The organism is Amycolatopsis sp. NPDC102522 (genome assembly GCF_055584485.1).
The window spans coordinates 1-20017 of the sequence record NZ_JBVJLY010000020.1 but is presented as its reverse complement, the minus strand read 5'-3'; the positions used below and the strand labels follow the sequence as shown (position 1 = coordinate 20017).

General features: G+C 68.1%; 19 protein-coding genes. 7 read left to right on the top strand and 12 right to left on the bottom strand.

Going from position 1 to position 20017, the window contains the following annotated elements; genetic code table 11:
- Window positions 1-102 precede the first annotated feature (102 nt).
- The gene (locus tag ACZ6YV_RS33395) at window positions 103-405 is read left to right on the top strand and encodes a DUF6506 family protein (protein WP_465513410.1); all 303 of its coding nucleotides are present in this window, start codon (window positions 103-105) and stop codon (window positions 403-405) included.
- Here the strand turns inward: ACZ6YV_RS33395 and ACZ6YV_RS33390 are convergent.
- The gene (locus ACZ6YV_RS33390; RefSeq protein ID WP_465513409.1) at window positions 402-881 is read right to left on the bottom strand and encodes a MarR family winged helix-turn-helix transcriptional regulator; all 480 of its coding nucleotides are present in this window, start codon (window positions 879-881) and stop codon (window positions 402-404) included. The two genes, ACZ6YV_RS33395 and ACZ6YV_RS33390, sit on opposite strands and share 4 nt — an antisense overlap.
- Window positions 882-964: 83 nt before the next feature.
- Between ACZ6YV_RS33390 and ACZ6YV_RS33385 the strand changes: the two genes are divergently transcribed.
- Entirely contained in the window at window positions 965-1606 is a 642-nt protein-coding gene (locus tag ACZ6YV_RS33385; protein ID WP_465513408.1) for an FMN-dependent NADH-azoreductase, read from the top strand.
- A gap of 82 nt (window positions 1607-1688) precedes the next feature.
- Window positions 1689-2243 (top strand): hypothetical protein, encoded by a 555-nt coding sequence (locus ACZ6YV_RS33380; protein ID WP_465513407.1) that lies wholly within the window; start codon window positions 1689-1691, stop codon window positions 2241-2243.
- Window positions 2244-2299: 56 nt separating this feature from the next.
- On the opposite strand, the gene ACZ6YV_RS33375 is transcribed toward ACZ6YV_RS33380, so the two are convergent.
- The 10 genes from ACZ6YV_RS33375 to ACZ6YV_RS33330 all read right to left on the bottom strand — a co-directional run bounded on the left by ACZ6YV_RS33375 (window position 2300) and on the right by ACZ6YV_RS33330 (window position 15500).
- Window positions 2300-5392 (bottom strand): TIM-barrel domain-containing protein, encoded by a 3093-nt coding sequence (locus tag ACZ6YV_RS33375; RefSeq protein ID WP_465513406.1) that lies wholly within the window; start codon window positions 5390-5392, stop codon window positions 2300-2302.
- Between the two features lie 241 nt (window positions 5393-5633).
- Window positions 5634-6419 (bottom strand): DeoR/GlpR family DNA-binding transcription regulator, encoded by a 786-nt coding sequence (locus tag ACZ6YV_RS33370; RefSeq protein WP_364019976.1) that lies wholly within the window; start codon window positions 6417-6419, stop codon window positions 5634-5636.
- A 126-nt stretch (window positions 6420-6545) separates the two neighbouring features.
- Entirely contained in the window at window positions 6546-8402 is a 1857-nt protein-coding gene (locus ACZ6YV_RS33365; protein ID WP_465513405.1) for a DUF5107 domain-containing protein, read from the bottom strand.
- Entirely contained in the window at window positions 8399-9466 is a 1068-nt protein-coding gene (locus ACZ6YV_RS33360) for an ABC transporter ATP-binding protein (protein WP_378242156.1), read from the bottom strand. Before ACZ6YV_RS33360 ends, ACZ6YV_RS33365 begins: the two co-directional genes overlap by 4 nt.
- 6 nt (window positions 9467-9472) lie before the next feature.
- Entirely contained in the window at window positions 9473-10402 is a 930-nt protein-coding gene (locus ACZ6YV_RS33355) for a carbohydrate ABC transporter permease (RefSeq protein WP_378242157.1), read from the bottom strand.
- Between the two features lie 10 nt (window positions 10403-10412).
- Entirely contained in the window at window positions 10413-11354 is a 942-nt protein-coding gene (locus tag ACZ6YV_RS33350; protein ID WP_465513404.1) for a carbohydrate ABC transporter permease, read from the bottom strand.
- The gene (locus ACZ6YV_RS33345) at window positions 11354-12745 is read right to left on the bottom strand and encodes an ABC transporter substrate-binding protein (RefSeq protein WP_465513403.1); all 1392 of its coding nucleotides are present in this window, start codon (window positions 12743-12745) and stop codon (window positions 11354-11356) included. Before ACZ6YV_RS33345 ends, ACZ6YV_RS33350 begins: the two co-directional genes overlap by 1 nt.
- A 130-nt stretch (window positions 12746-12875) precedes the next feature.
- Window positions 12876-13709, bottom strand: coding sequence for a class II fructose-bisphosphate aldolase (locus ACZ6YV_RS33340; RefSeq protein WP_465513402.1), 834 nt, complete (start codon window positions 13707-13709; stop codon window positions 12876-12878).
- An 11-nt stretch (window positions 13710-13720) separates the two neighbouring features.
- Window positions 13721-14611, bottom strand: a complete 891-nt coding sequence (locus ACZ6YV_RS33335; protein ID WP_465513401.1) for a 1-phosphofructokinase family hexose kinase — start codon at window positions 14609-14611, stop codon at window positions 13721-13723.
- A gap of 7 nt (window positions 14612-14618) precedes the next feature.
- On the bottom strand, window positions 14619-15500 hold the full coding sequence (locus tag ACZ6YV_RS33330; RefSeq protein WP_465513400.1) for an SIS domain-containing protein: 882 nt from the start codon (window positions 15498-15500) through the stop codon (window positions 14619-14621).
- A gap of 141 nt (window positions 15501-15641) precedes the next feature.
- Here ACZ6YV_RS33330 and ACZ6YV_RS33325 point away from each other — a divergent pair, with 141 nt between their 5' ends.
- The 3 genes from ACZ6YV_RS33325 to ACZ6YV_RS33315 all read left to right on the top strand — a co-directional run bounded on the left by ACZ6YV_RS33325 (window position 15642) and on the right by ACZ6YV_RS33315 (window position 17594).
- Window positions 15642-16490, top strand: a complete 849-nt coding sequence (locus tag ACZ6YV_RS33325; RefSeq protein WP_465513399.1) for a cobalamin-binding protein — start codon at window positions 15642-15644, stop codon at window positions 16488-16490.
- A 78-nt stretch (window positions 16491-16568) separates the two neighbouring features.
- Entirely contained in the window at window positions 16569-17042 is a 474-nt protein-coding gene (locus ACZ6YV_RS33320; protein WP_378242165.1) for a carboxymuconolactone decarboxylase family protein, read from the top strand.
- A 102-nt stretch (window positions 17043-17144) separates the two neighbouring features.
- Window positions 17145-17594 (top strand): MoaF C-terminal domain-containing protein, encoded by a 450-nt coding sequence (locus tag ACZ6YV_RS33315; protein ID WP_465513398.1) that lies wholly within the window; start codon window positions 17145-17147, stop codon window positions 17592-17594.
- A gap of 252 nt (window positions 17595-17846) precedes the next feature.
- Here ACZ6YV_RS33315 and ACZ6YV_RS33310 read toward each other — a convergent pair whose 3' ends face one another.
- Complete coding sequence (locus ACZ6YV_RS33310; RefSeq protein ID WP_465513397.1) at window positions 17847-19103, bottom strand: HNH endonuclease signature motif containing protein; 1257 nt, start codon at window positions 19101-19103, stop codon at window positions 17847-17849.
- Window positions 19104-19331: 228 nt separating this feature from the next.
- On the opposite strand from ACZ6YV_RS33310, the gene ACZ6YV_RS33305 reads away from it, so the two are divergent.
- The gene (locus ACZ6YV_RS33305; RefSeq protein WP_465513396.1) at window positions 19332-19934 is read left to right on the top strand and encodes a transposase domain-containing protein; all 603 of its coding nucleotides are present in this window, start codon (window positions 19332-19334) and stop codon (window positions 19932-19934) included.
- Window positions 19935-20017 lie beyond the last annotated feature (83 nt).

Here is a 20017-nt window from a genome sequence, read left to right as displayed (position 1 = left end):
CCCCTGTTCGGCGATCCCGGACGGCCGTTCGGATCCACCTCGTGGACAACGTTCCTCGTTTCGCGATTACCTCACGGTGTTCGAGGACGAAGGAGAATTGCCATGCGACAGTGGGGTTTCGTGTACCTGGCCGACGGCTGTGACCCGGCGCGGGACGTGTCCCGGGTGGACACCGGGAAATGCCTGACGGTGCTGATCGGCGTCGGCGAGGTGGACCAGGTCGTGGCCGCGGCCGAGCGGCTCGTGGCCGAAGGAGCGGAACTGATCGAGCTGTGCGGCGCGTTCGGTCCCGTGTGGACGGCGCGGGTGATCGACGCCGTGGGGAAAGCGGTTCCGGTCGGGAGCGTCATGTACGGCTCCGAAGCCACGAAGCAGCTTTACGACCTGTTCGATCTCGGGGTCTAGCAGTTGTCGTCGTGGACCGCTTCGGCACAGGCGCCGGCCTCGGCGTGGCCCGCCGCCTGATAGAGCAGGTTGTACAGCGCCTCGCGCTGATCGCCGTCGAGCGCGCCGAGCACCTCGTCCTCGACCGCGGCGAGGGCGAACTCGACTTTGACGAGTTGCTTGATGCCGACGTCGGTGAGTTCGACGGTATGCCGCCGCCGGTCCTGCTGGGACCGCTTGCGTTCGATCAGGTTCGCGGACTCGAGGTCGTTGAGCAGCCCGACGACGTTCGTGCTGTCCATCTCCAGCGTCTTCGCCAGGTCCTGCTGCGAGCAGCCACCGAGGTCACGCAGCACGGTGAGCGCGACGAGGTGCCGGGGGCGCAGGCCGAGCGGGGCCAGGACCGACTCGCTACGCAGCCGGATCCGGCGGGTGACGTGGTCGAGCAGCGCGCCGCAGCGGTGCGGGGGCTGGTTCACGACCGGGAGTTCGGACACAGGTCAAGTGTACGTTCTCACATGATGACCACCACAGCACCAATGGTTTGCGTTACACAAACTATCTGTGCAAGATAATAGACATGACGCATCTGCTGCACATCGACTCGAGCATCACCGGCGAGCACTCGACCAGCCGTGGTCTCACCGCACGGGCCGCCGCGGCCTGGCGCGCCGCGCATCCGGAGGGCACCGTCACCTACCGCGACCTGGGTGCCGAGCCGCTGCCGCATCTGGACGCGGCGACCCACTTCTCCAGGACCTTGCCGCCTGAGCAGCACACGCCGGAGCAGGCCGCGGGCTGGCGGCTCATCAAAGAACTGGTCGACGAGGTCAAGGCGGCGGACACGGTCCTGCTGGGCCTGCCGCTGTACAACTTCGGCCCGCCGAGCACGGTCAAGGCCTGGGTCGACCACCTGATCGCGCCTGGACTGTCGATCGACCCCGAGACCAACCAGGGTCTGCTGGGCGGACGCGACTTCATCGTCCTGGCCTCGCGCGGCGGCGGTTACGGCGAAAGCACCCCGCGCGAAGGCTGGGACCACGCGCAGTCTTGGATCCCTCACGGCGTTTCGCTGACGGGGCTCGAACCGCGGTTCGTCACCGCCGAGCTGACCATGGCGAAGGTCAATCCGGCGATGGCGGACCTGCTCCCGCTGGCCGAAGCCAGCCAGGCCGAAGCCGAACGAGCCATCGACGCACTGTGGGCACCGGTGGCGGCCTGAGCGCGGGCCGCCCATGCGGGGGTCGTGAGTGGCGGGGACGGTTAGAACCGTCCCTGCCACTCACGAGGTTTAATCTGGGCGGATGGGGTTCAGCGAGCGGGCGCGCAGGGTGCGGAACGAGAAGCTGGCACACGGCCGCCGGGTCGCGGCGTTGTGTTCGTGCGTGAGCCGGTACCACCCGATCGGCCACCGGGCGACCTTGAGCTTTCTCGAGGAATTGGCCGGGCCCTACCAACGGCACGAGAAGGCTCTGTTGCGTGCTTTGGAGGCGTTGGAAGCCAGCCGCGCGGCGTGGCGGGCGGAGGTCACCGACTACGAAAACGCGCGTTCGAAGGAAAAGCGGCTCGGCAGGCGGTTGCCGTCGGGCGACGGTCCACCGCCGGGCAGGATGGGCGGCCACTGGTACGCGACGATCCCGAAGCTGCCGGAACGCGCGGCCTTGCACGCGCTCAAGCTTTGGGAACGGGACCACGGGCCGGACTTCGCGGACGACGAGACGCGTTCCCTGGTGCGGGAATGCATCGCGGCAGGCGGCAGGCTCACCGGTGAACGGCTGGACGTCTTCCTCGCCCGCCGGACCGGCGACGCCCGCTGGCCGATGACGCTCGTCGCCTCGGCCGTGGGCGCGAGTCCGTGAAGAACTCCTTGAGGGTCCCTGGGTCCCTCAAGGAGTCCTTCACGGACAACGGCTACCTAGCTGATTCCCGCCGCGAACACATGCATCGCGGTGTTCGACGGAAGCGTCACCGCGACGACCTCCTTCCCCGCGGTCAGCGGGACGGAGTTCGCGAACACCCGGTACGGCGTGGTCGGGTAGGCCGCCCCGGTTCGGGTGTTCTTGCCCATCACGGTCGCCACCGTCGTCGCGCCGTACTGGGCGGGATCGGCGCAGCACCAGTTGGGGAAGCCGAGTTCGGCCTGGCTCGTGCTGCCGTCGGCGTAGCGGACGACGACAGTGCCCTTCGCCGTGCCCGTGCCTGTTCCCGCCAGCACCAGCTTGGCGCCCGTCCCCCGCAGCGCGACGGTCTGACCGGACGCGAGGACGTTGTCCTTTTGCCCGGTGCCGGTTTCCGGCCAGGTCAGCTGCGCTCCGAGGGCGGTGAAGCCCGCTCCGGGCTTGAGACCGGCTTCGGCGAGACCTTCGGCTCGGAGACTGCTTCCGCCGCCGTCGATGTCCCCCACCGCGACGTGGGCCGCGTCGGTGACGCCGACGTTGCCGTAAGCCGCGGCCAGCGAACCGTGCGGGACGGTGACCGTCACCGAGTCGGTGACCCGGTTCTCCCCGAGCCGCGCCTTGTACGACGCCGACGCGGTGAGCTGGTAGTCGTCCGGCTTGATCCCCGCGTCCGGCGTCACCTTGACCGGGACCCGCACGGTCTTGCCGGGCATCACCAGTCGCGGCCCAGCGGGCACCTCGACGCGGAAGCCGTTGGCGGGCAGGGAGAACGTGACGTCCCGGACCGGCAGCGGGGTGCCGTTGGTGAAGCTCAGCGTGCCCGTCGCGGTCTGCCCGGGACCGGCGACCGCCGGTACGGACAGGGCGACCGAACCATTGCGGTCTTCGGGGAAGATCCCGCCGACCGCGCTGGTGCCGAACAGCCGGACGTCCTGCCGGTCACCGGCGCCGACCTTGCCGGTCTTGACCCGCGCGACCCCACCGGTGGCCGGATCGAACCACCAGCCCGACGGCGCCGCGTCCAGTTCGGCCTTGCTGCCGTACTGCCGCAGGATCGACGTCCCGGCAAGGACCATCGCGGGCTTGCTTCCCGAGTGGACGGCCACCTGATAGTTCCGTGAGGCGGGCTTTCCGGCGTAGGAACCGGAACTCGCGCCGATCCCGACCGTCACCGTGCCCAGCCCCGACTGCGGCGCGTCCACGGTGAACGTCTGCTTCGCCTGGTCACCGTTCTTGTACGCCCTGGTCACGCCGTCGTCCTCGGTGAGCGTGAACGAGCCCTTGCCCTGCGGGTAGACGTCGAGGTCGAGCACGCCCTTGTCCCGGGTCTGCCACGACTTCGTGCCCTCGGCCCACATCGGCACCACGGCACCGGCGCGGACGAACAGCGGCAGTGTGTCGAGCGGCGCGTCGTAACCGTCCACAGTGGTCGGTCCAGTGTAGGTCTTGCCGCTCCAATAGTCGACCCAGGTGCCCTTCGGCAGGTAGATGCCGTTCCGGACGGTGGAGTTCTCGTACACCGGCGCGACGAGGAAGTCCTTGCCGGACAGGAACTCGTACTTCGCCTTCTCGCTCCACACGTTCGGGTCGTCGGGGTATTCGAGCGCCAGCGGACGGACCTGGCCCACACCGGTCTGATGCGCTTCCACCGAATGGCTGTAGGTGTAAGGCAGCAGCCGCTCCTTGAGCAGCAGGTACTTGCGGTTGATCGAGGTGAACGGCTCGCCGTACTTCCACGGCTGCTTGTCCGACGCGGCCCAGCCGTCCATCGTCATCGAGACCGGCAGGAACGCCTTCCACTGCAGGTCGCGGACGTAGGTCTGCGGGCTGCCGCCGAAGATGCCGTCGATGTCGCCGGTGTTGTACGCGATCCCCGAAGTCGTCGCGCCGGCGTAGGTCGGGATCTGCCACTTGATGTAATCGTAGGAACCGGCCTGGTCGCCGCTCCACAGCACGCCACAGCGCTGTGCGCCCGCCCAGCTGACCGGCGTCCAGACGAAGCCGCGCGCGTCGCTGTTGTCCTCGATGCCCTTGTGCGCGGTGTCGCACGCGTCGAGCGCGAACTGGTACCCCGGGCCGACCCACGCGACGTCGAGTTTGCGGACCCGGACCCCGGCCTTGACCTCTTCGACCTGGTTCGGCACGCCGTTCTCGGTCCACAGCCCGAGCTGCATGTTGTTCTTGCGCAGGCCTTCGCCGGTCTGCTGGAGGTTTTCGTACCCGCAGCCGTAGCCGTCGTTGACGAGCATCCAGCCGTTGGGCATCCCGTGCTCGGTGTACCCCTCCGCGACCTTCACCGCGTCCAGCGTGTGCCGCTCGCCGCGGTTGGCGTTGTGCAGGTAGCAGTCGGCGTCACCGTGCTCCAACCCGTAGAGCGGGGGCAGGAACGGCTTTCCGACCAGATCGGTGTAGCCGGTGATGACGTCCTTGAGCCCGTTGCCGACCACGTACGTCGCGTCGAAGCGGCGCTCGTCGTGGGTGGTGCGCACCGGCTCGGTGAAGGCGTAACTGCCTTGCGCGAAGGTGTTGCGCAGCACGCCGTATCCCGCCGTGGAAGCGTAGAACGGCTGCGAATTCGGGGCCCCGCCGTCGTTCCAGTTGTAGTCGGCGAAGATCCGGATCGTCTGGTCACGGTGGCTGAAGCGGCCGTTCTGCTCGCCTCCGCCGACGAACTGCTCGGTCGCCGTCCGGGCCAGGGTCTGCGTGGTCTGTTTGTCGGTCCAGGACAGCGGCGCCGATTCCTCCCAGAGCCGCTTGCGGTCCGCGCCGTCGTACAGCGCGAGCCGCATCGGGTGCTTGTACGCCCGCAGCGTGGCCTTGGCCGTGGAAACCGCCCAGTAGTCCCCCTTGTCGGTCTTCTTCGGCGTGACCTCGCCGGTGCGCGGCAGCACGATCTTGCTCCCGGCCGGGTCGGTGAACTGGCCGTCCGGCGCCAGCCAGACGCGGACGGCGCCTTCGGCCGGGAAGCTGACGCGGACCGCGGCGCTTCCCGAATTCAGGGTGATCGTGGGGCCTTCGGCGGAGATCCCGGTCAGATCGCCCAGCTTGCCGGACGGCGCGGCGGCCGGATCGGCGTGGGCGGCGACCGGGGAAAGCCCGAGAAGGGCCACTGCGGCCAAACTACTCAGGGATTGCGCAACTCTGCTCATTCAAGACACCTTTCGCGCATGAATACGCAATAGGGTCTCTGTATAGCGCACGGTTCGCGCAAAGTCATCCGCCGAAGCGGTGCTGCCGACTTTCGTCGGGTCGTTCGAAGATCCTTATGTCACAACAAGGCCTGGGTACATGAAGGCCCCCTTCCTGTACCCAGGCGCAAGGAAGGGGGCCTTCATGTACTTGGACGAGAAGTCAGACCGCCTGGACCTCGACCCCTGCGGCCTCGAAGGCCCGCAGCACCTTCGGATCGGCGTTGGAATCCGTCACCAGGGCATGCACCTGCGTGGTCGCGCAGATCCGCGCGAACGCCCGGCGGCCCAGCTTCGACCCGTCGGCGACGGCGACGACGCGTTCCGCGCGCTCGACCATCAGCCGGTTGATACTCGCTTCACCCTCGTGGTGTGCGAAGGCGCCGGCCTCGGCATCGAACGCGTCGACCCCGAGGAACAGCAGGTCGATCGTCAGTTCGCTGAGCACGCGGGTGGCCAGCGGACCGCTGAGCTCGAACGACTGCGGGCGCGCGACACCACCGGTGACCACGATCTTCACATGCGGCCGCACCGCGAGTTCGTGCGCGATGTTCAGCGCGTTGGTGACCACCGTCAGCCCCGGCGAATCACGCAGGCTCGCCAGATCCGACCGCGTGGCCAGCGAACGCGCGACCCCGGCCGTCGTCGTCCCGCCGTTGAGGCCGACCACCATGCCCTGCGCCACGAGCGACGCCGCGGCGACACTGATCCGCTGCTTCTCGGGCACGTGCCGCGCGGTCTTGTACCGCAAAGGCAGGTCGTAGGCGAGATCGTTGGCCACCGCGCCACCCCGGGTGCGGGTGAGCAACTGCTGCTCCGCCAAATGATCGAGGTCGCGCCGGATCGTGGCCGCGGAGACGTTCAGCTCCTCCGCCACGTCCTCGACGTCGATTTTCTCCCGCTGCCCCAGCAGGTCCAGCAGGGTGCTCAGCCGTTCGTGCCGGGCCATCCGCGCCCCTCCTAGCTCGCCGCGACCTATCGCGCATGACGTTGCGCTGTTGGCCACTGTTTCGAGCAGTATGCTGCATCGCGGTTGTCCACCGCGAGCGGCACGCCGGTCGAATGGCCCGGCCGCTCACTTCATTCGGAAGTCGTGGTGTTCCGGCAGCGGTTCATCGGAAACCGCCGCCCAGGTGTCCGAAAGAGATGTTTCCCCTTCCCTGATGTTGGCGACCTCGAAACCGTTGTCGTAGACGGCCTTGGCCCCGGCGAGGTCACCTCGGGCGAGCCGGGTGCGGGCGGTCAGCAACGCGATCCGCCCTTCCACGGGAAGCCCTTCCAGCAGCGCGCTCGCCTCGTCCGGCAGCCCGGCGGCGAGGTGCGCCGCTATCGCCTCGACCGCCAACGGACGCAGCGACGGCGCGAGAGCGACCGCTCGCCGGTACAGCCAGGCGGCCTCGTGCCCGGACGTGGCGACCGCGAGATTCCGCAGCGCCCAAGGATTCTCGTCCGCCGAGACGGACTCGCGCCAGGCGCGGACCGCGTCCGACTGCCGTCCGGCCGCCCAGTGTGCGACGCCGCGGTGGTACCAGGTCAGCCAGTTCTTCGGGGCGTACTCCATGAGATCCGCCCAGTACCGGTTCACCAGCGTGGGCGGCGGCACGGCGAGCGGATCCCCGTCGGGCGGTGTCCCGTCGAGCAACGCGAGCCACGGCTCCTGGTCCGGCCCCAGCGAATCGTCCGGGAACGGCGTGCCGGGCAGGCACATCGGCGCCCGCCGGTTCTCCAGCGCTCCCCAGCCGGAACCGGTGGCCAGGAAGGATTCCGGGGTGACGTCGGCGATCTTCCGCCAAGCTTCGTGGTACTCGTCCAGCGTCTCGGCCGACGGCAGACCGGCGACGACGGCCTCGCGAGCCACGTCCCAATCGTCACCGTGCACCGCGGCGGGATCCGCGGCGACCGGACCGTAGGCCTCCAGCCAATCCCAGCTCTCCCCCGGCGGCAACCGCAGGTGTTCCAGCTGGGTGCGGGCCAGACCGGCTTGGATCTCCAGGTAGCCGCCTGCCTCGGGCGCCAGCCACTCCTGCCAGCGACGTCCGCCGGAGGACTCGCCCCACAGGAACAGCTTCCGCCCGCGCAGCCGCCCGGTGGACAGCTGGGCCAGTCCCGTCCCGTCGCTCTCGACGGCCGCGACCCACGGCCTTCCGGTCACCTCGAAGAAGTAGTCCGCCGCGGCTTCGGCACGGGCCGGGTAAGTCAGCTCGCCGGGGACGTCGACCAGGTCGAGCCGCCCCGAATAGCCGTAGTGCCAGGCTTGGGCCGCCGGAGCCAGCACGCGGGTCTCCGCGTTCTGCGGCACCGCGATGTTCGACCACCAGTACACCGGGACGTCGTAGGGATGCGGGTTCCGCACCCGCACCGCCACGAGCAGCTGGTCCGATTCGTCGGGCAGCCAGAAGTCGATCTGGTACGGCAGGTCGCGGGTGCGTTCCCACTCCCACAGCCGCAGCACCGGCGTGCCGTCCGGGCCCTCGATCTCCGCGGCGAACATCGGCTCGCAGGTCAGCGTCGTATGCCCGGTGCTCCCGAGGTTCCACTCGACACCACCGGCGAACCACGCGTCCCGCAGCGCGACGTTCGCGGGCTGGAACACCGGGTTGCGGTAGAGCAGTTCGCGGCCGGACGGCTTGTGGACCAGTGAATACAGCCGCCCGCCCAGCGACGGGAGCACCGTGGCGCGGAGCTGGTCGTTCTCCAGCACCACAGCCGGGAGCTCGCGTTCCGTGCGCTCCCGGGTGTAGCCGTCCTGCAGCAGGCACGGCAACGTGGTGTCCAGGCGGCCGTACCCGATGTTCTCCGCCAGATCCGGCGGCAGCTCGTCCACATTGGACACCTTGGCCACCGCTTCGGGTTTCCGGAGCGGCGGCAGCGGGTTCTCCGGCCCCAGCTCGGCGGCCGGGAGCACCAGCCCGGTGCGGTACAGGCGGGTCATGCGTCCGGGAGCCGATCGCCGGTGGCGGCGTCGAACAGGTGCACCGCGCCCGGTTGCGGCGCCAGCGAGATCGGCTCACCGCGCTGCCACGGGGCCATCCCCGGCGTGCGCACGGTCAGCACGCGGTCGCCGTCCCGGCAGTAGAGGTACTGATCGCTGCCGAGTTCCTCGACGACCTCGACGACGGCCTCGAAGCCGCCGTCCCCGATCGTCCAGCCCTCGGGCCGGACGCCGACGACGATGCCGGGACCGGTCAGCGCCGACCGCTGTGCCGGGGTCAGCGGCAGCCGCGTGCCGCCGACGACGGCGCCGTCAGTGTCCACAGTGGTCTCCAGCAGGTTCATCGCCGGAGAGCCGATGAACCCGGCGACGAACACGTTGACAGGCTTGGCGAACAGCCCGACGGGCGTGTCGCACTGCTGCAGGAGCCCGTCCTTCAGCACGGCGACCCTGTCCCCCATGGTCATCGCCTCGACCTGGTCGTGCGTGACGTAGAGCGTGGTGATGCCCAGCCGCCGCTGCAGCGACGCGATCTGGGTCCGCGTCTGCACGCGGAGTTTCGCGTCCAGATTGGACAGTGGTTCGTCCATCAGGAAGACACTCGGCTCGCGCACGATCGCCCGGCCCATCGCGACCCGCTGCCGCTGACCACCGGACAGCTTCGCGGGCTTGCGGTCGAGGTACTCGGTCAGGTCGAGCACGGCCGCGGCCTCGCGCACCTTGCGTTCGCGTTCGTCTTTGGGCATCTTCGCCAGCTTCAGGTGGAAGCCGATGTTCTCCCCCACCGTCATATGCGGGTAGAGCGCGTAGTTCTGGAACACCATCGCGATGTCCCGGTCCTTCGGCGGCAGCTCGGTGACGTCGCGGTCGCCGATGTGGATGGAGCCGTCGTCGACGCCTTCCAGCCCGGCCAGCATCCGCAGCGTGGTCGACTTCCCGCAGCCGGACGGGCCGACGAGCACCAAGAACTCGCCGTCGGCGACCTCGAGGTCGAGGCCATCGACGGCCGGGCGTTCCACCCCCGCGTAGAACCGGGTGGTGTCGGAAAAGGTCACGGTGGCCATCAGGTCCTACTTTCCGGCGCCGAGGGTCAGGCCGGTGATGATCCGGCGGGCGAGCACGAGGTAGAGCACGAGCATCGGGAGCACGACGATCGCCACACCGGCGATCAGGCCGCCGTACTCCGACTGATAACTCGCGGCCCCGTAGAAGGTGAAGAGCGCGCGGGAGAGCGTGAAATGCGCCTGGTCCTTGAGGAACACGATCGCCAGCAGCGTCTCGTTCCACAGGCCGATGGCGTTCAGCGTCAGCGCGGTGATCATGCCGCCGCGCGTCAGCGGCAGCATGACCGAGAAGAACGTGCGCATCGGCGACGCGCCGTCGAGCGCGGCCGCCTCCTCCAGTTCGTCCGGCAGCGACCGGAAGAAGCCGGTCATCAGGAACACCGTGAACGGGATGGACAGCGCCACGTACAGCACGAACAGGCCGTACTCGTTGTCCAGGTGGATCTTGCTGAGCACTACGAACAGCGGGATGATCACGGTCTGGAACGGCACGCCCATCCCGATCGCGACGACGTTGGTCATCGGCCCGGCGCCGCGGACACCGAGGCGGGTCAGGGCGTACGCGCAGGGCGCCGAGACGGCGACCGTGACGACCGTCGCCAGCCCGACGAGGACCACCGTGGTGAGCACGGCGTCGCCGAAACCGGCGTTGTTCCAGGCGTAGATGAAGTTCCGGAACGGCTTGCCGACATGGAACCACTGGTACGGCAGGGCGAACGGCTTGGTGAAGATCTCCACCGGCGTCTTGAACGACGCCGTGAGCAGCCAGTACAGCACCAGGATGTTGCCGGCGGTGAACAGCCACACGATCGTGGAACCCAGGACGCGCAACGGGCTGAACCGTTTCGAGCCGGGCGCCGGACGCGGTTTGCGTGGCGGCTTGCGCACCGGTTTCGCCGCTCGCCGGGCGGGCGCCTCGACGTCGGTGACGGACATGGGGTCTCCCTCAGAACTGGATCGCGTCACGGCGCATCAAACGACGGAGCAGGACGACGAGCACGGACACCAGCGCGATCATCGCCACCGCGCAGGCACAGGCGGCACCGAAGTCCGGGGTGCCGTTCGAGCCGAAGGTCCGGTCGAACACGTAGATCCCCAGCGTCCACGCCTCGTTGGGCGGGGCGTAGGTGCCCGGCCCGGCCAGCACGAACACCAGCTCGAAGATCTTGAGCGCGTTGATCGTCCACAGCACCCCGGCGACACCGACGACGTCCCAGGTCATCGGCAGCGTGATGTTCCTGAACTTCTGCCACGGCGACGCGCCGCCCAGTTCCGCGTCCTCGTAGAGGTACGGCGGGATGCGGTCGACCGCGGCCATCAGGATGGTGATGTAGAAGCCCGAACTGGCCCAGATCAGCGAAGCCGTCACCACACCGGTCACATTGGACGGTGCGAGGAACTTCGCCGCGTCGGCGCCGAGGCTCTCCATCACGTAGTTCGCCAGGCCCTGTTTCCCCGGCTGGTACTTGAAGACGAAGCCGAGGAACATGCCGAGCGCCACCGGCGCCACGATGTTCGGGAAGAACAGGATGGCGCGGACGGTCTTCCCGCCCTTCATGTCCCGCAGCACCATGGTGAACAGGAACGCCAGCGCGAACGTGCCGATCCCGCCGAGGAACACGTAGATCAGCGTGTTGCCGAACGCGTACTGGAACGAGTCGCTCGACACCATCTGCGTGTAGTTGGTGACGCCGTTGGGTTTCGGCGTGTCCCCCGCCCCGGCCCAGCTGGTGAAGCTCAGGACCACGGTCGCGATCGTCGGCAACACCAGGAAGGCCAGGTACAGCGCCAGCGCCGGCGCCGCGAACGGCCAGAACAGCCGTTTCTTGCGTTGCAAGTGAGCCCCGGCCTTCAAGGCCCGCGCCGACTTGGTCGTGACCGTGGCCATCAGCCCTGGTTCCTCCAGAATTCGGCGCCCTTGGTGGCGAGCTGGTCCACGAACTGCTCCGGAGTGAGCTGCCCCTTCAGCAGGGCGATGTCGGCCGGGTCGAAGACTTCGGTCTGCCACTTGCCGCCGGCGATGCCGTCGATCCCGTCGTACTGCAGGACGTGCTCCTTCTTCGGGTCGTCCAGCGCGGCCTTGACCTGCTTGAGGTCGTCCGGCACGGCGAGGTCGGCGCGCGGCACGAGATTGTCGGCCACCGCGGGGATCCCGGAAAGCAGGTCCTTGTTGAGGAAGTAGGCGATGAACGCCTTGGCCGCCTCGGCGTGCTTGGCCTTCTTGGTCACCGAGAAACCGATCGACATCTGCTCGACGGTGTCGTGCGTCGCGCCGGCCGGCATCGGGAACTGGAAGGAACCGTAGTTGATCTTGGTCCCGGCGCCCTGCTTGTCCAGGTACTCACGGGTCTCGCTCGGCGCCCAGCTGCCCACGTAGAGGAAGCGGGAGTCGCCGTCGGCCCAGCGCTGCTGCACCTGCGGGAACTTCGCCGCGTCCCAGCCGTCGATGAAGTGCTTGGGCAGCTTCGCGGTTTCGGTGGCGGCCTTGAGGAAACCGGGCTCGGTCTTCCACGCCTGGCCGGTCTTGTCGGTCGCCGCCTTGTAGAGCCCGCCCGCGCCGACGTGCCGCTCGGCGAGCTGGGTGTAGAAGTACATGTTGTAGAACGGGATGTCGCCGTCGAGGCTGATCGCGGACTTGCCGTCGGTCTTGGCCTTGTCGAACAGGCCGATCAGCTCGTCCATCGTCTTCGGCTGCTGGACGTCACCGGCGGTGTCCTTGTTGAACCACCAGGCGCTCGACTGGATCGTGTACGGGACCATGAAGTTGTGGCCCTCGCGGTCCTTGTTCTGCGGGAAGTCGTACGAGCTGGGCGAAAGCACGTCCTTGACGGTCTTGTCGCCTTCGCCGACTTTCATCGCGAACACGTCGTCGACGCTCTGCGTGCCACCCGGCGTCATGATCGCCGCGCCGACCTTGCTGACGTCCTGGTCGAACAGGTCCGGCACGGCGTCGGTGTTCAGCGCGGGCACCAGGTTCTGGGTGTAGGCCTTGCGGCCCAGCCACTGCACGTCGACCTTCACGCCGGTCTTCTCCTGGAAGCATTTGAAGGCCTTCTGCAGGACCTTGCCCTGCGGCTCGTCGGCCGTCCACATGGACCAGTACGTGAATTCCTTGTCCGTAGCGGGTTTCACCCCCGCTTCCGGACAGGGCGCGTTGAGGAACTGGTCGACGCCCGGGAGCGCGTTCTCGCCGGTGCCTCCGGCCGCGTCCCCGCCGCCGCATCCCGCGAGCAGGAGCGCCGCCCCTGCCGTCAATGCCGTGAGCTTGCCTACCCGCATCCGCCACCACCTGGATCGAAGATCACACAAGTTCTGCTTGTTCTTGCGCAGTTTTGTGAGGTTTCACGCACATGTCAACACTCAATCGCGCAAAGTCTGCTCAATCGTCACCTTGACCGGTTCAACATGATCAAAGTTTGAGCACTCCCAAGAGCCGCCGCACCTCGACGGCGACAGCGGTACGTCCGGCACCGAGGTACTTCCGCGGGTCGACGCGCTCGGGATGGGCACGCCAATCGTCCGCGACGGCCGCCGTGAACACCTTGTTGAGCTGGGTGGCGATATTGATCTTTGTCATCCCGGCTCGCACCGCTTCGGCCAGCCCGTCGTCGGGCACGCCCGACGAGCCGTGCAGCACCAGCGGCACCGGCACCCGTTCCCGCAGCCGTCCGATCAGCTCGAAGTCCAAGGCGGCGTCACGGGTGAGCATGGCGTGCGAACTGCCCACGGCCACCGCCAGCGCGTCGACGCCGGTGGACGCCACGAACTCCGCGGCCTCGTCCGGATCGGTGCGCGCGCCGGGCGCGTGGACGCCGTCCTTGCCCCCGACCTCGCCGAGTTCGGCCTCGACCCACACTCCGTGGTCGTGGCAGTACGCGGCGACTTCGCGGGTCGCGCGCACGTTGTCGGTGTAGTCCAGTTTGGACGCGTCGAACATGACGGAACCGAACCCGAGCGCGACGGCCTCGCGGACGAGGTCGACCGATTCCGCGTGGTCGAGGTGCACCGCGACCGGCGTGGCGGCTCCTCTGGCCGCGGCGAGCGCCGCCGTGCCGACCGGCGCCAGCGAGCCGTGGTACTTCACGGCGTTCTGGCTCAGCTGCACGATCACCGGTGCTTCCGCCGCGGCGGCGCCATCGATGATCGCGGTGATGTGTTCGAGCTGGATCGCGTTGAACGCGCCGCAGCCGTACCGGGCCGCCGCGGCGGCTCCGACGATCTCCCCGGTTCCTGCCAGAGGCATGACTGTTTCTCCTAATCCGGGTGGGCGCGCACGGCGACCAGCCCCTGTTCCGCTTGGTAGTGCGCGAGGTCGACGTCCCCGGCGAGCGGGCCGAGCACGGCCGCCCCGGACAGGGCGACGGCCCGGCGCAGGATGTCCGGCCAGGCTTCGGCGCGGCTCAGTCCCAGCGCGAGCGCCGCGACGACGGCGTCACCCGCGCCGGTGGTGTTGCCGGTGAGCACAGTGGACGGTGCCGCGTGCCAGGTGCCGGATCCGGTCACCGCCAGCAGCCCCTCTGGGCCCAACGAGACGACGACAGCACTTGCCCCGGCCTTGCGGAGTTCCATCGCGGCGGCCACCGGATCCCGCAGGCCGGTGACCTCGCGCAGTTCGTCGGCGTTCGGTTTGACGACGGACGGCTTTGCGGCGAGCCCGGCGAGCAGCGCTTCGCCAGAAGTGTCCAAGATGGATGGTGTGTCGCCGAGCAGTCCGGCGTAACCCCCGGCGCCCGGCGGCAGGCTGCCCGAGCAGACGAGCACGTCCGGTGTCCGGGTTCGGACGGCCGCCGCAAGCGTTTGCCACTCGGCCTCGGTCAGCCGCGGCCCGGGCTCGTTCAGCAGCGTGACCGATCCGTCGTCCGCCAGGACCGTGGTGGTACGCCGGGTTTCCCCGCCGATCGGCACGATGTCGGCGGGGATACCGGCCGCCGCGAGGTCACCCTCGACGGCGACTCCCGTCGCGCCGCCCGCCGTGAGGATCGCGCGGACGTCGGCGCCGAGCGTGTGCAGCACGCGGGCGACGTTGACGCCCTTGCCACCCGCCCGGTGCCGCACGTTCCTCGCCCGGTGCACCCCACCTGACCGGAGACCGTCCACTGTGTACGTGACGTCCAGCGCGGTGTTCGGCGTGACGGTGACGATCATGGCGGCCTCAGGTCAGGACGACGGAACGGGTGAGACTGCGGGGGTTGTCCGGGTCGAGCCCCTTGCGGGCGGCGATCGCCCCGGCGACGCGCTGCGCGCGGACCAGGTCGGCGAGCGGGTCCAGGCCGCTCTCGACGAACAGGCCGCCCGCGCGGGCGACGTCTTCGGCCAGGCCCTCCGGCGCCTGCCCGAACATCCAGGTCACGCGGCCGGGTTCACTGATGCTGATCGGGCCGTGCCGGTAGTCCCACGCCGGGTACGACTCCGTCCACAGTAGACAGGCCTCGCGGAACTTGAGCGCGGCCTCGTTCGCGATGCCCACCGACCAGCCGGTGCCGAGGAAGCTGAACTGTTCCGCGCCGACCAGTTCGTCGGGCAGCGGTTCGGCGAGCACGCGTTCCGCCTGGTCGGCGACCACGGTCAGATCCTCGCCGAGGTGCGCGCGCAGCATCGCCAGCGCCGTCGTGGCGAAGCGGGTCTGCACGACCGAGCGTTCGTCCACGACGGACAGGTCGACGATCGTGTCCGCGGCGTCCTCGATCTCGCGGGGAACACCGGTGATCGCGATGGTCGGCGTCTTCCCCCGCAGTTTCGCCAGCAGGGCGCGGACCTCGGTCGTCGTACCCGACCGGGTCAGCGCCACGACGTGGTCGTAGCCACGGCCCTCCGGAAACTCCGACGCGGCGAAGGCGTCGGTTTCGCCGAGCCCCGCGGACTCGCGAAGGACGGCGTACGCCTGGCCGATGAACCACGACGTGCCGCAGCCGACGATCGCGACCCGCGCGCCCGGCTGCGGCAGCAGCTCACTGTTCGCCGAGGCCAGTGCCGCCGCGTCCCGCCATCGTCCGGGCTGGCTCGCGATCTCCGCCGCCATGAAGGTCCCGCTCATGAACTCCCCATCCGTGCCAGTTGTGCGCAGTAGCTGTCACGTTAGGTGCAGTTTTGTGCAACGTCAATGCTCTATTAGCGCACTTTCACGCAAATGTTCCGCGCAGATGTGCAGGATGCGCTGGTCGCCTACCGTGGACGGATGCGAATCGTCTCGCTGCTCCCGGCCGCGACGGACTTCGTCGCGACCCTCGGGCTCCTGCCGTCACTGGCCGGCCGGACCCACGAATGCGACTGGCCGCCGGGCGCCCTGGACGACGTCCCGGTGGTGACGAGCAGCGCGATCGACCACGACGTGCTGTCGAGCCGGGAGATCTCGGCGGCCGTCGGCGGCGAGCATCGCGGCTCGGGCCTGTACTCCCTCGACGCCGACCTGCTCTCCGCCGCCAGGCCCGACGTCGTCCTCACCCAGGACCTCTGTGACGTCTGCGCGGTCTCCTACCGACAGGTCTCCGAGACCGTGCGGACGATGGAGGGCGACACCCGGGTCATCAGCCTCGAACCGCGAACCCTCGATGGCGTCTTCACCTGCTTGACCACGCTCGGCGAAGTGCTGGGTGTCCCCGAACGGGCAGCCGCTGAGACTCGCCGTCTTCAGGAACGCCTGGCGGCGGTTCGCGCCCGGGTCGCGGGACGGCCTCGCCCGCGGGTGGCGGCCATCGAATGGCTCGATCCGCTCTGGCCCGCCGGGCACTGGGTCCCGGAGCAGATCGAAGCCGCCGGAGGCATCCCGCTGCTGGCCGCCGCGGGCGAACACACCCGCCCGATCCCGTGGGACGCCGTCGTCGAGGCACGACCCGACGTGCTGCTGCTCATCCCGTGCGGCTTCCCGCCCGAACGGACCGAGGCAGAGCTTCCATTGTTGACCGGCCTGCCCGGCTGGGACGACATCCCCGCCGTGCACATCCTGGACGGACCGGCCTACTTCAACCGGCCGGGCCCCCGCGTCGTCGACGGCGCGGAGATCCTCGCCGACCTCCTCCACGGGTGACCGGCGTCACTTCGAAGGCTGTCACAACCTCCCCGTCCCGATCGTCATGTGTTCAGAAACCGACGGAGAGGAAAGATCATGGAAGCGCGTTTCAACCTGTTCGAGAACGAGGTCGCCGCCAAGTTCGTCAAGCGTCTCGGCGCCGCGAGCCGCCCGATCGAGGAGTCCTCGCTGCCGCACTCGACGCAGGAACTGGTGAAGCTGCGCGCCAGCCAGATCAACGGCTGCGGCTTCTGCACCGACATGCACAGCAAGGACGCCGCACACGCCGGCGAGACCTCGGTGCGCCTCAACCTGGTCGCCGCCTGGCGGGAAGCGAACGTGTTCACCGACGCGGAGCGCGCGGCACTGGCGCTCACCGAGGAGGGCACCCGCATCTCCGACGCACACGGCGGTGTCAGCGAGGAGACCTGGGCCCAGGTCCGCAAGCACTACAACGACGACGAGATCGGCGCCCTGATCTCGCTGGTCGCCACGATCAACGCCTACAACCGGCTCAACGTCATCGCAGGGACCCCGGCGGGCGACTACCAGCCTGGCATGTTCGGCTGAGCCCCGCGTTCTCCGACAACAGGATTGCCTTGCCGGACAACGATTCCGGAAGGTCCCGGTGCTAAACCTTCGGAAACAGCGATCCTTCCGGAGGTTCAGCCCGTGGAACTCGATGTCCGCTTCTTCCCCGTGACCGGCACCCATCAGCTCAGCAACGACCTCGTCGGGCTGCGCGCGAACTTCCACTACGGCTCGGGGAACGTGCTGGAGCAGCACTACGCGGACAGGACGACGATGATCTGGACCGGCGTGTCCGGCGACTTCACCGGCGTCCGGCAGAAGGAAAAGACGCTGCGCGTGTTCGCCGTCGGTCCCGCCCAGTACTTCGTGACCTGGTACGAGACCGGGACCGTCGCGACAGCCGCGCACGGGAAGGTCTTCGACGGCGGCTATCCCATCGCGGTGATGGCCGACTTCGAGCGCCTGGTCGCGACTGCGGCCTACACGAACCCCCGCGAGGACGGCGGGCAGTACTTCCTGGTCGACCAGGCGACCATCGAGATCCTTGAGAAGCCGCACGGATGGCCTTCCTTTCCTTCCGCTCGCGGTTGAGGTTCTGGGTCTTCGGGAGACGGGCAGCCAATAGCCGACGAAACGCGATCGGCGAGGCCGCCTGCCGCGCTTCGGCTGAGGCAGCTCCCACCTGGGGGTCGGCACGACAAGCGCGAGACTGTGTGGATTTCGGATCATCCAACGCTACAAAATCCACGCAGCCGGTGTCTCAGAAGCGAGCGTCGCGCAGGGCCGCCGACCTACCCACGACCACCTTGAACGTCTCGGTTCTGGGGATTCACAGGGTTCGGCCTATGTCCTGAGGTGCATGGTGTTGCGCCTGGGTTCTCCTGTCGGGTCGAGGTAGGCGGGCGCGGTGAATTCGGGAAGTCCGTCTTGGGCTATCCGGACTTTCCATTCGCTGCGGTGGATCAGGCGGTGATGTCTCGTGCAGAGGAGCACGAGATTGTCGATTTTCGTTTCGCCGTGATGACGCCAGAAAACAATGTGGTGCGCCGTACAACGCGGCACCGGCATATCGCAGCCAGGGAACGCGCAGCCTCCGTCGCGGATGGTGAGTGCGTACTTCTGAGCCAGCGACACCGTGCGTTTGGAGCGGCCGATGTCGAGGGGTTCGCCCGCGGTGCCGAGGACTCCGGGTCTGACACGAGCGTCGCAGGCGAGGATGCGGGCGTCGGTGGCGCTGATCGGCCCGACTAGATCCAGGTGAGCTTCACCGAGATCGTTGATCAGGTCTTCGTACGACATGGTGACGAGGATGTGGGTGGCCTCGCCTGCCTGGCCGGGCAAATTGCGGCTGGTGGTTTTCAGGCGCACATAGTCGGTGAAGGCATCCCCATAGCGCTCATCTTGGGTGCGGGGGTCCCGGATGCCGTCGATGGCCTTGTGGGGCTTGGCCATGGGATCCAGGTCAGACTTCAGGCGGGCGTAGGTTTCCAGGTCAAGCGTCGCCTTGAGGCCGAGGGTGCCGTCGCGGTGTTTGACGAACCGCAACTCCGGCCGCACATCCTTGGGATCCTCATTACGGGGTTCCTTCCCGTCGGGATCGAGGCTGTCCAACAAGCGCCGTCCGGCTCGGGCGATGGCACGAGGCCCGGTATGACGAGCGAGATCAACCAGGATCTTTTCGCCGTCTCGAATCTTGCCTTCCGCCACTGTGGAGGGGATACGGGCGAGGGTGCGGATGATCGCGTCGATCTGCGAACCACCGATCGCGCCTTCCGCGGCCGCATCGGCGGTCAGGGGCGCGAGAGGTGGGGTTGGGTCGCCGCCGATGGTGGGGCCGGGGTGGAGGGCGAGGACACGGTCGGCACGGTCGTTGGCTTCCTTGTCTGTCACCAGGAAGTCTTCGTAGATCAGCGCCGCCAGCGTTGAATGTCCGGAGCAGCCGCGGATCCCTCGGGTGTTGATTTCGGCGAGGATCGCGTTCTGCTCGGCATCCAGCTGACGCTTGAGGACTTCCAACTCTTGTTTGCGGGCATGCAACATCGCGGTGTCGACGCGCCACCACTCGGCGGGTGTCGTCGGGGATGCGCTGTCGATGGCCACGAGATCAACATTACCCGCAGTCGAACAGATGTTCTATTACACGTTTAGGTGAAGCACGAAAGAAAAGCGCCAATAAATACAGCAGAGAAGCCTCAGAAACAGGTGGGTCGTGAGCGATAAGGATGGTTAGAACCCAATGCCGCGTAGCGTAAGTTGATCATGTTGGTGGGGTTGGGTTTCGGCGTGGCGGCGGGGCTGGTCCGGGTTGAGCTGTTCTGATCGTCGGTCATGAGCTCTGGTGTGACGGCCGGTCCGGATCAGGTGTCGCTGGGTGTGCTGGTGGCGGCTGTTGACCGGGATGTGATCGACGCTGCTGTCGCTGCGTGCGGGGCGGGGGCGAAGCGGTCGGACGGGAAGCTGCCGCCGCATGTGGTGGCGTATTTGACGATGGCGATGTGTTTGTTTCCCGATGATGACTACGAAGAGGTCGCGACCAAGGTCACGGGTTCGTTGTCACGGTGGGGATGCTGGGACGCGTCGTGGACTGTTCCGACGGCGAGCGGGATCACCCAGGCCCGGAAACGGTTGGGGCCGAGGGTGATGAGTGAGGTGTTCGAGGGTGTGGCCGCGCCGGTGGCGACTTTGGACACCCGTGGCGCGTGGCTGCGTGGGTGGCGATTGCTGGCGATCGACGGGTTCGAGGTCGATCTGCCCGACACTCCGGGCAATGCCGGGGAGTTCGGCTATGCCGGATCGGGCAGGAACCGGTCGGCGTTCCCGAAGGCGCGGGTGGTCGCGCTGGCCGAGTGCGGCACACACGCGTTCCTCGCGGGCGAGGTCGGCGCCTATGCGGTCGGGGAGAACACCCTGGCGCAGCGGGCCGTGTCATGACAACCGTGTAAGCCATGGATGGACCAAGATCGGGTCGTCGAACGCGACCCAGAAGGGCTCCATCTGTGACCGAGAACACATCT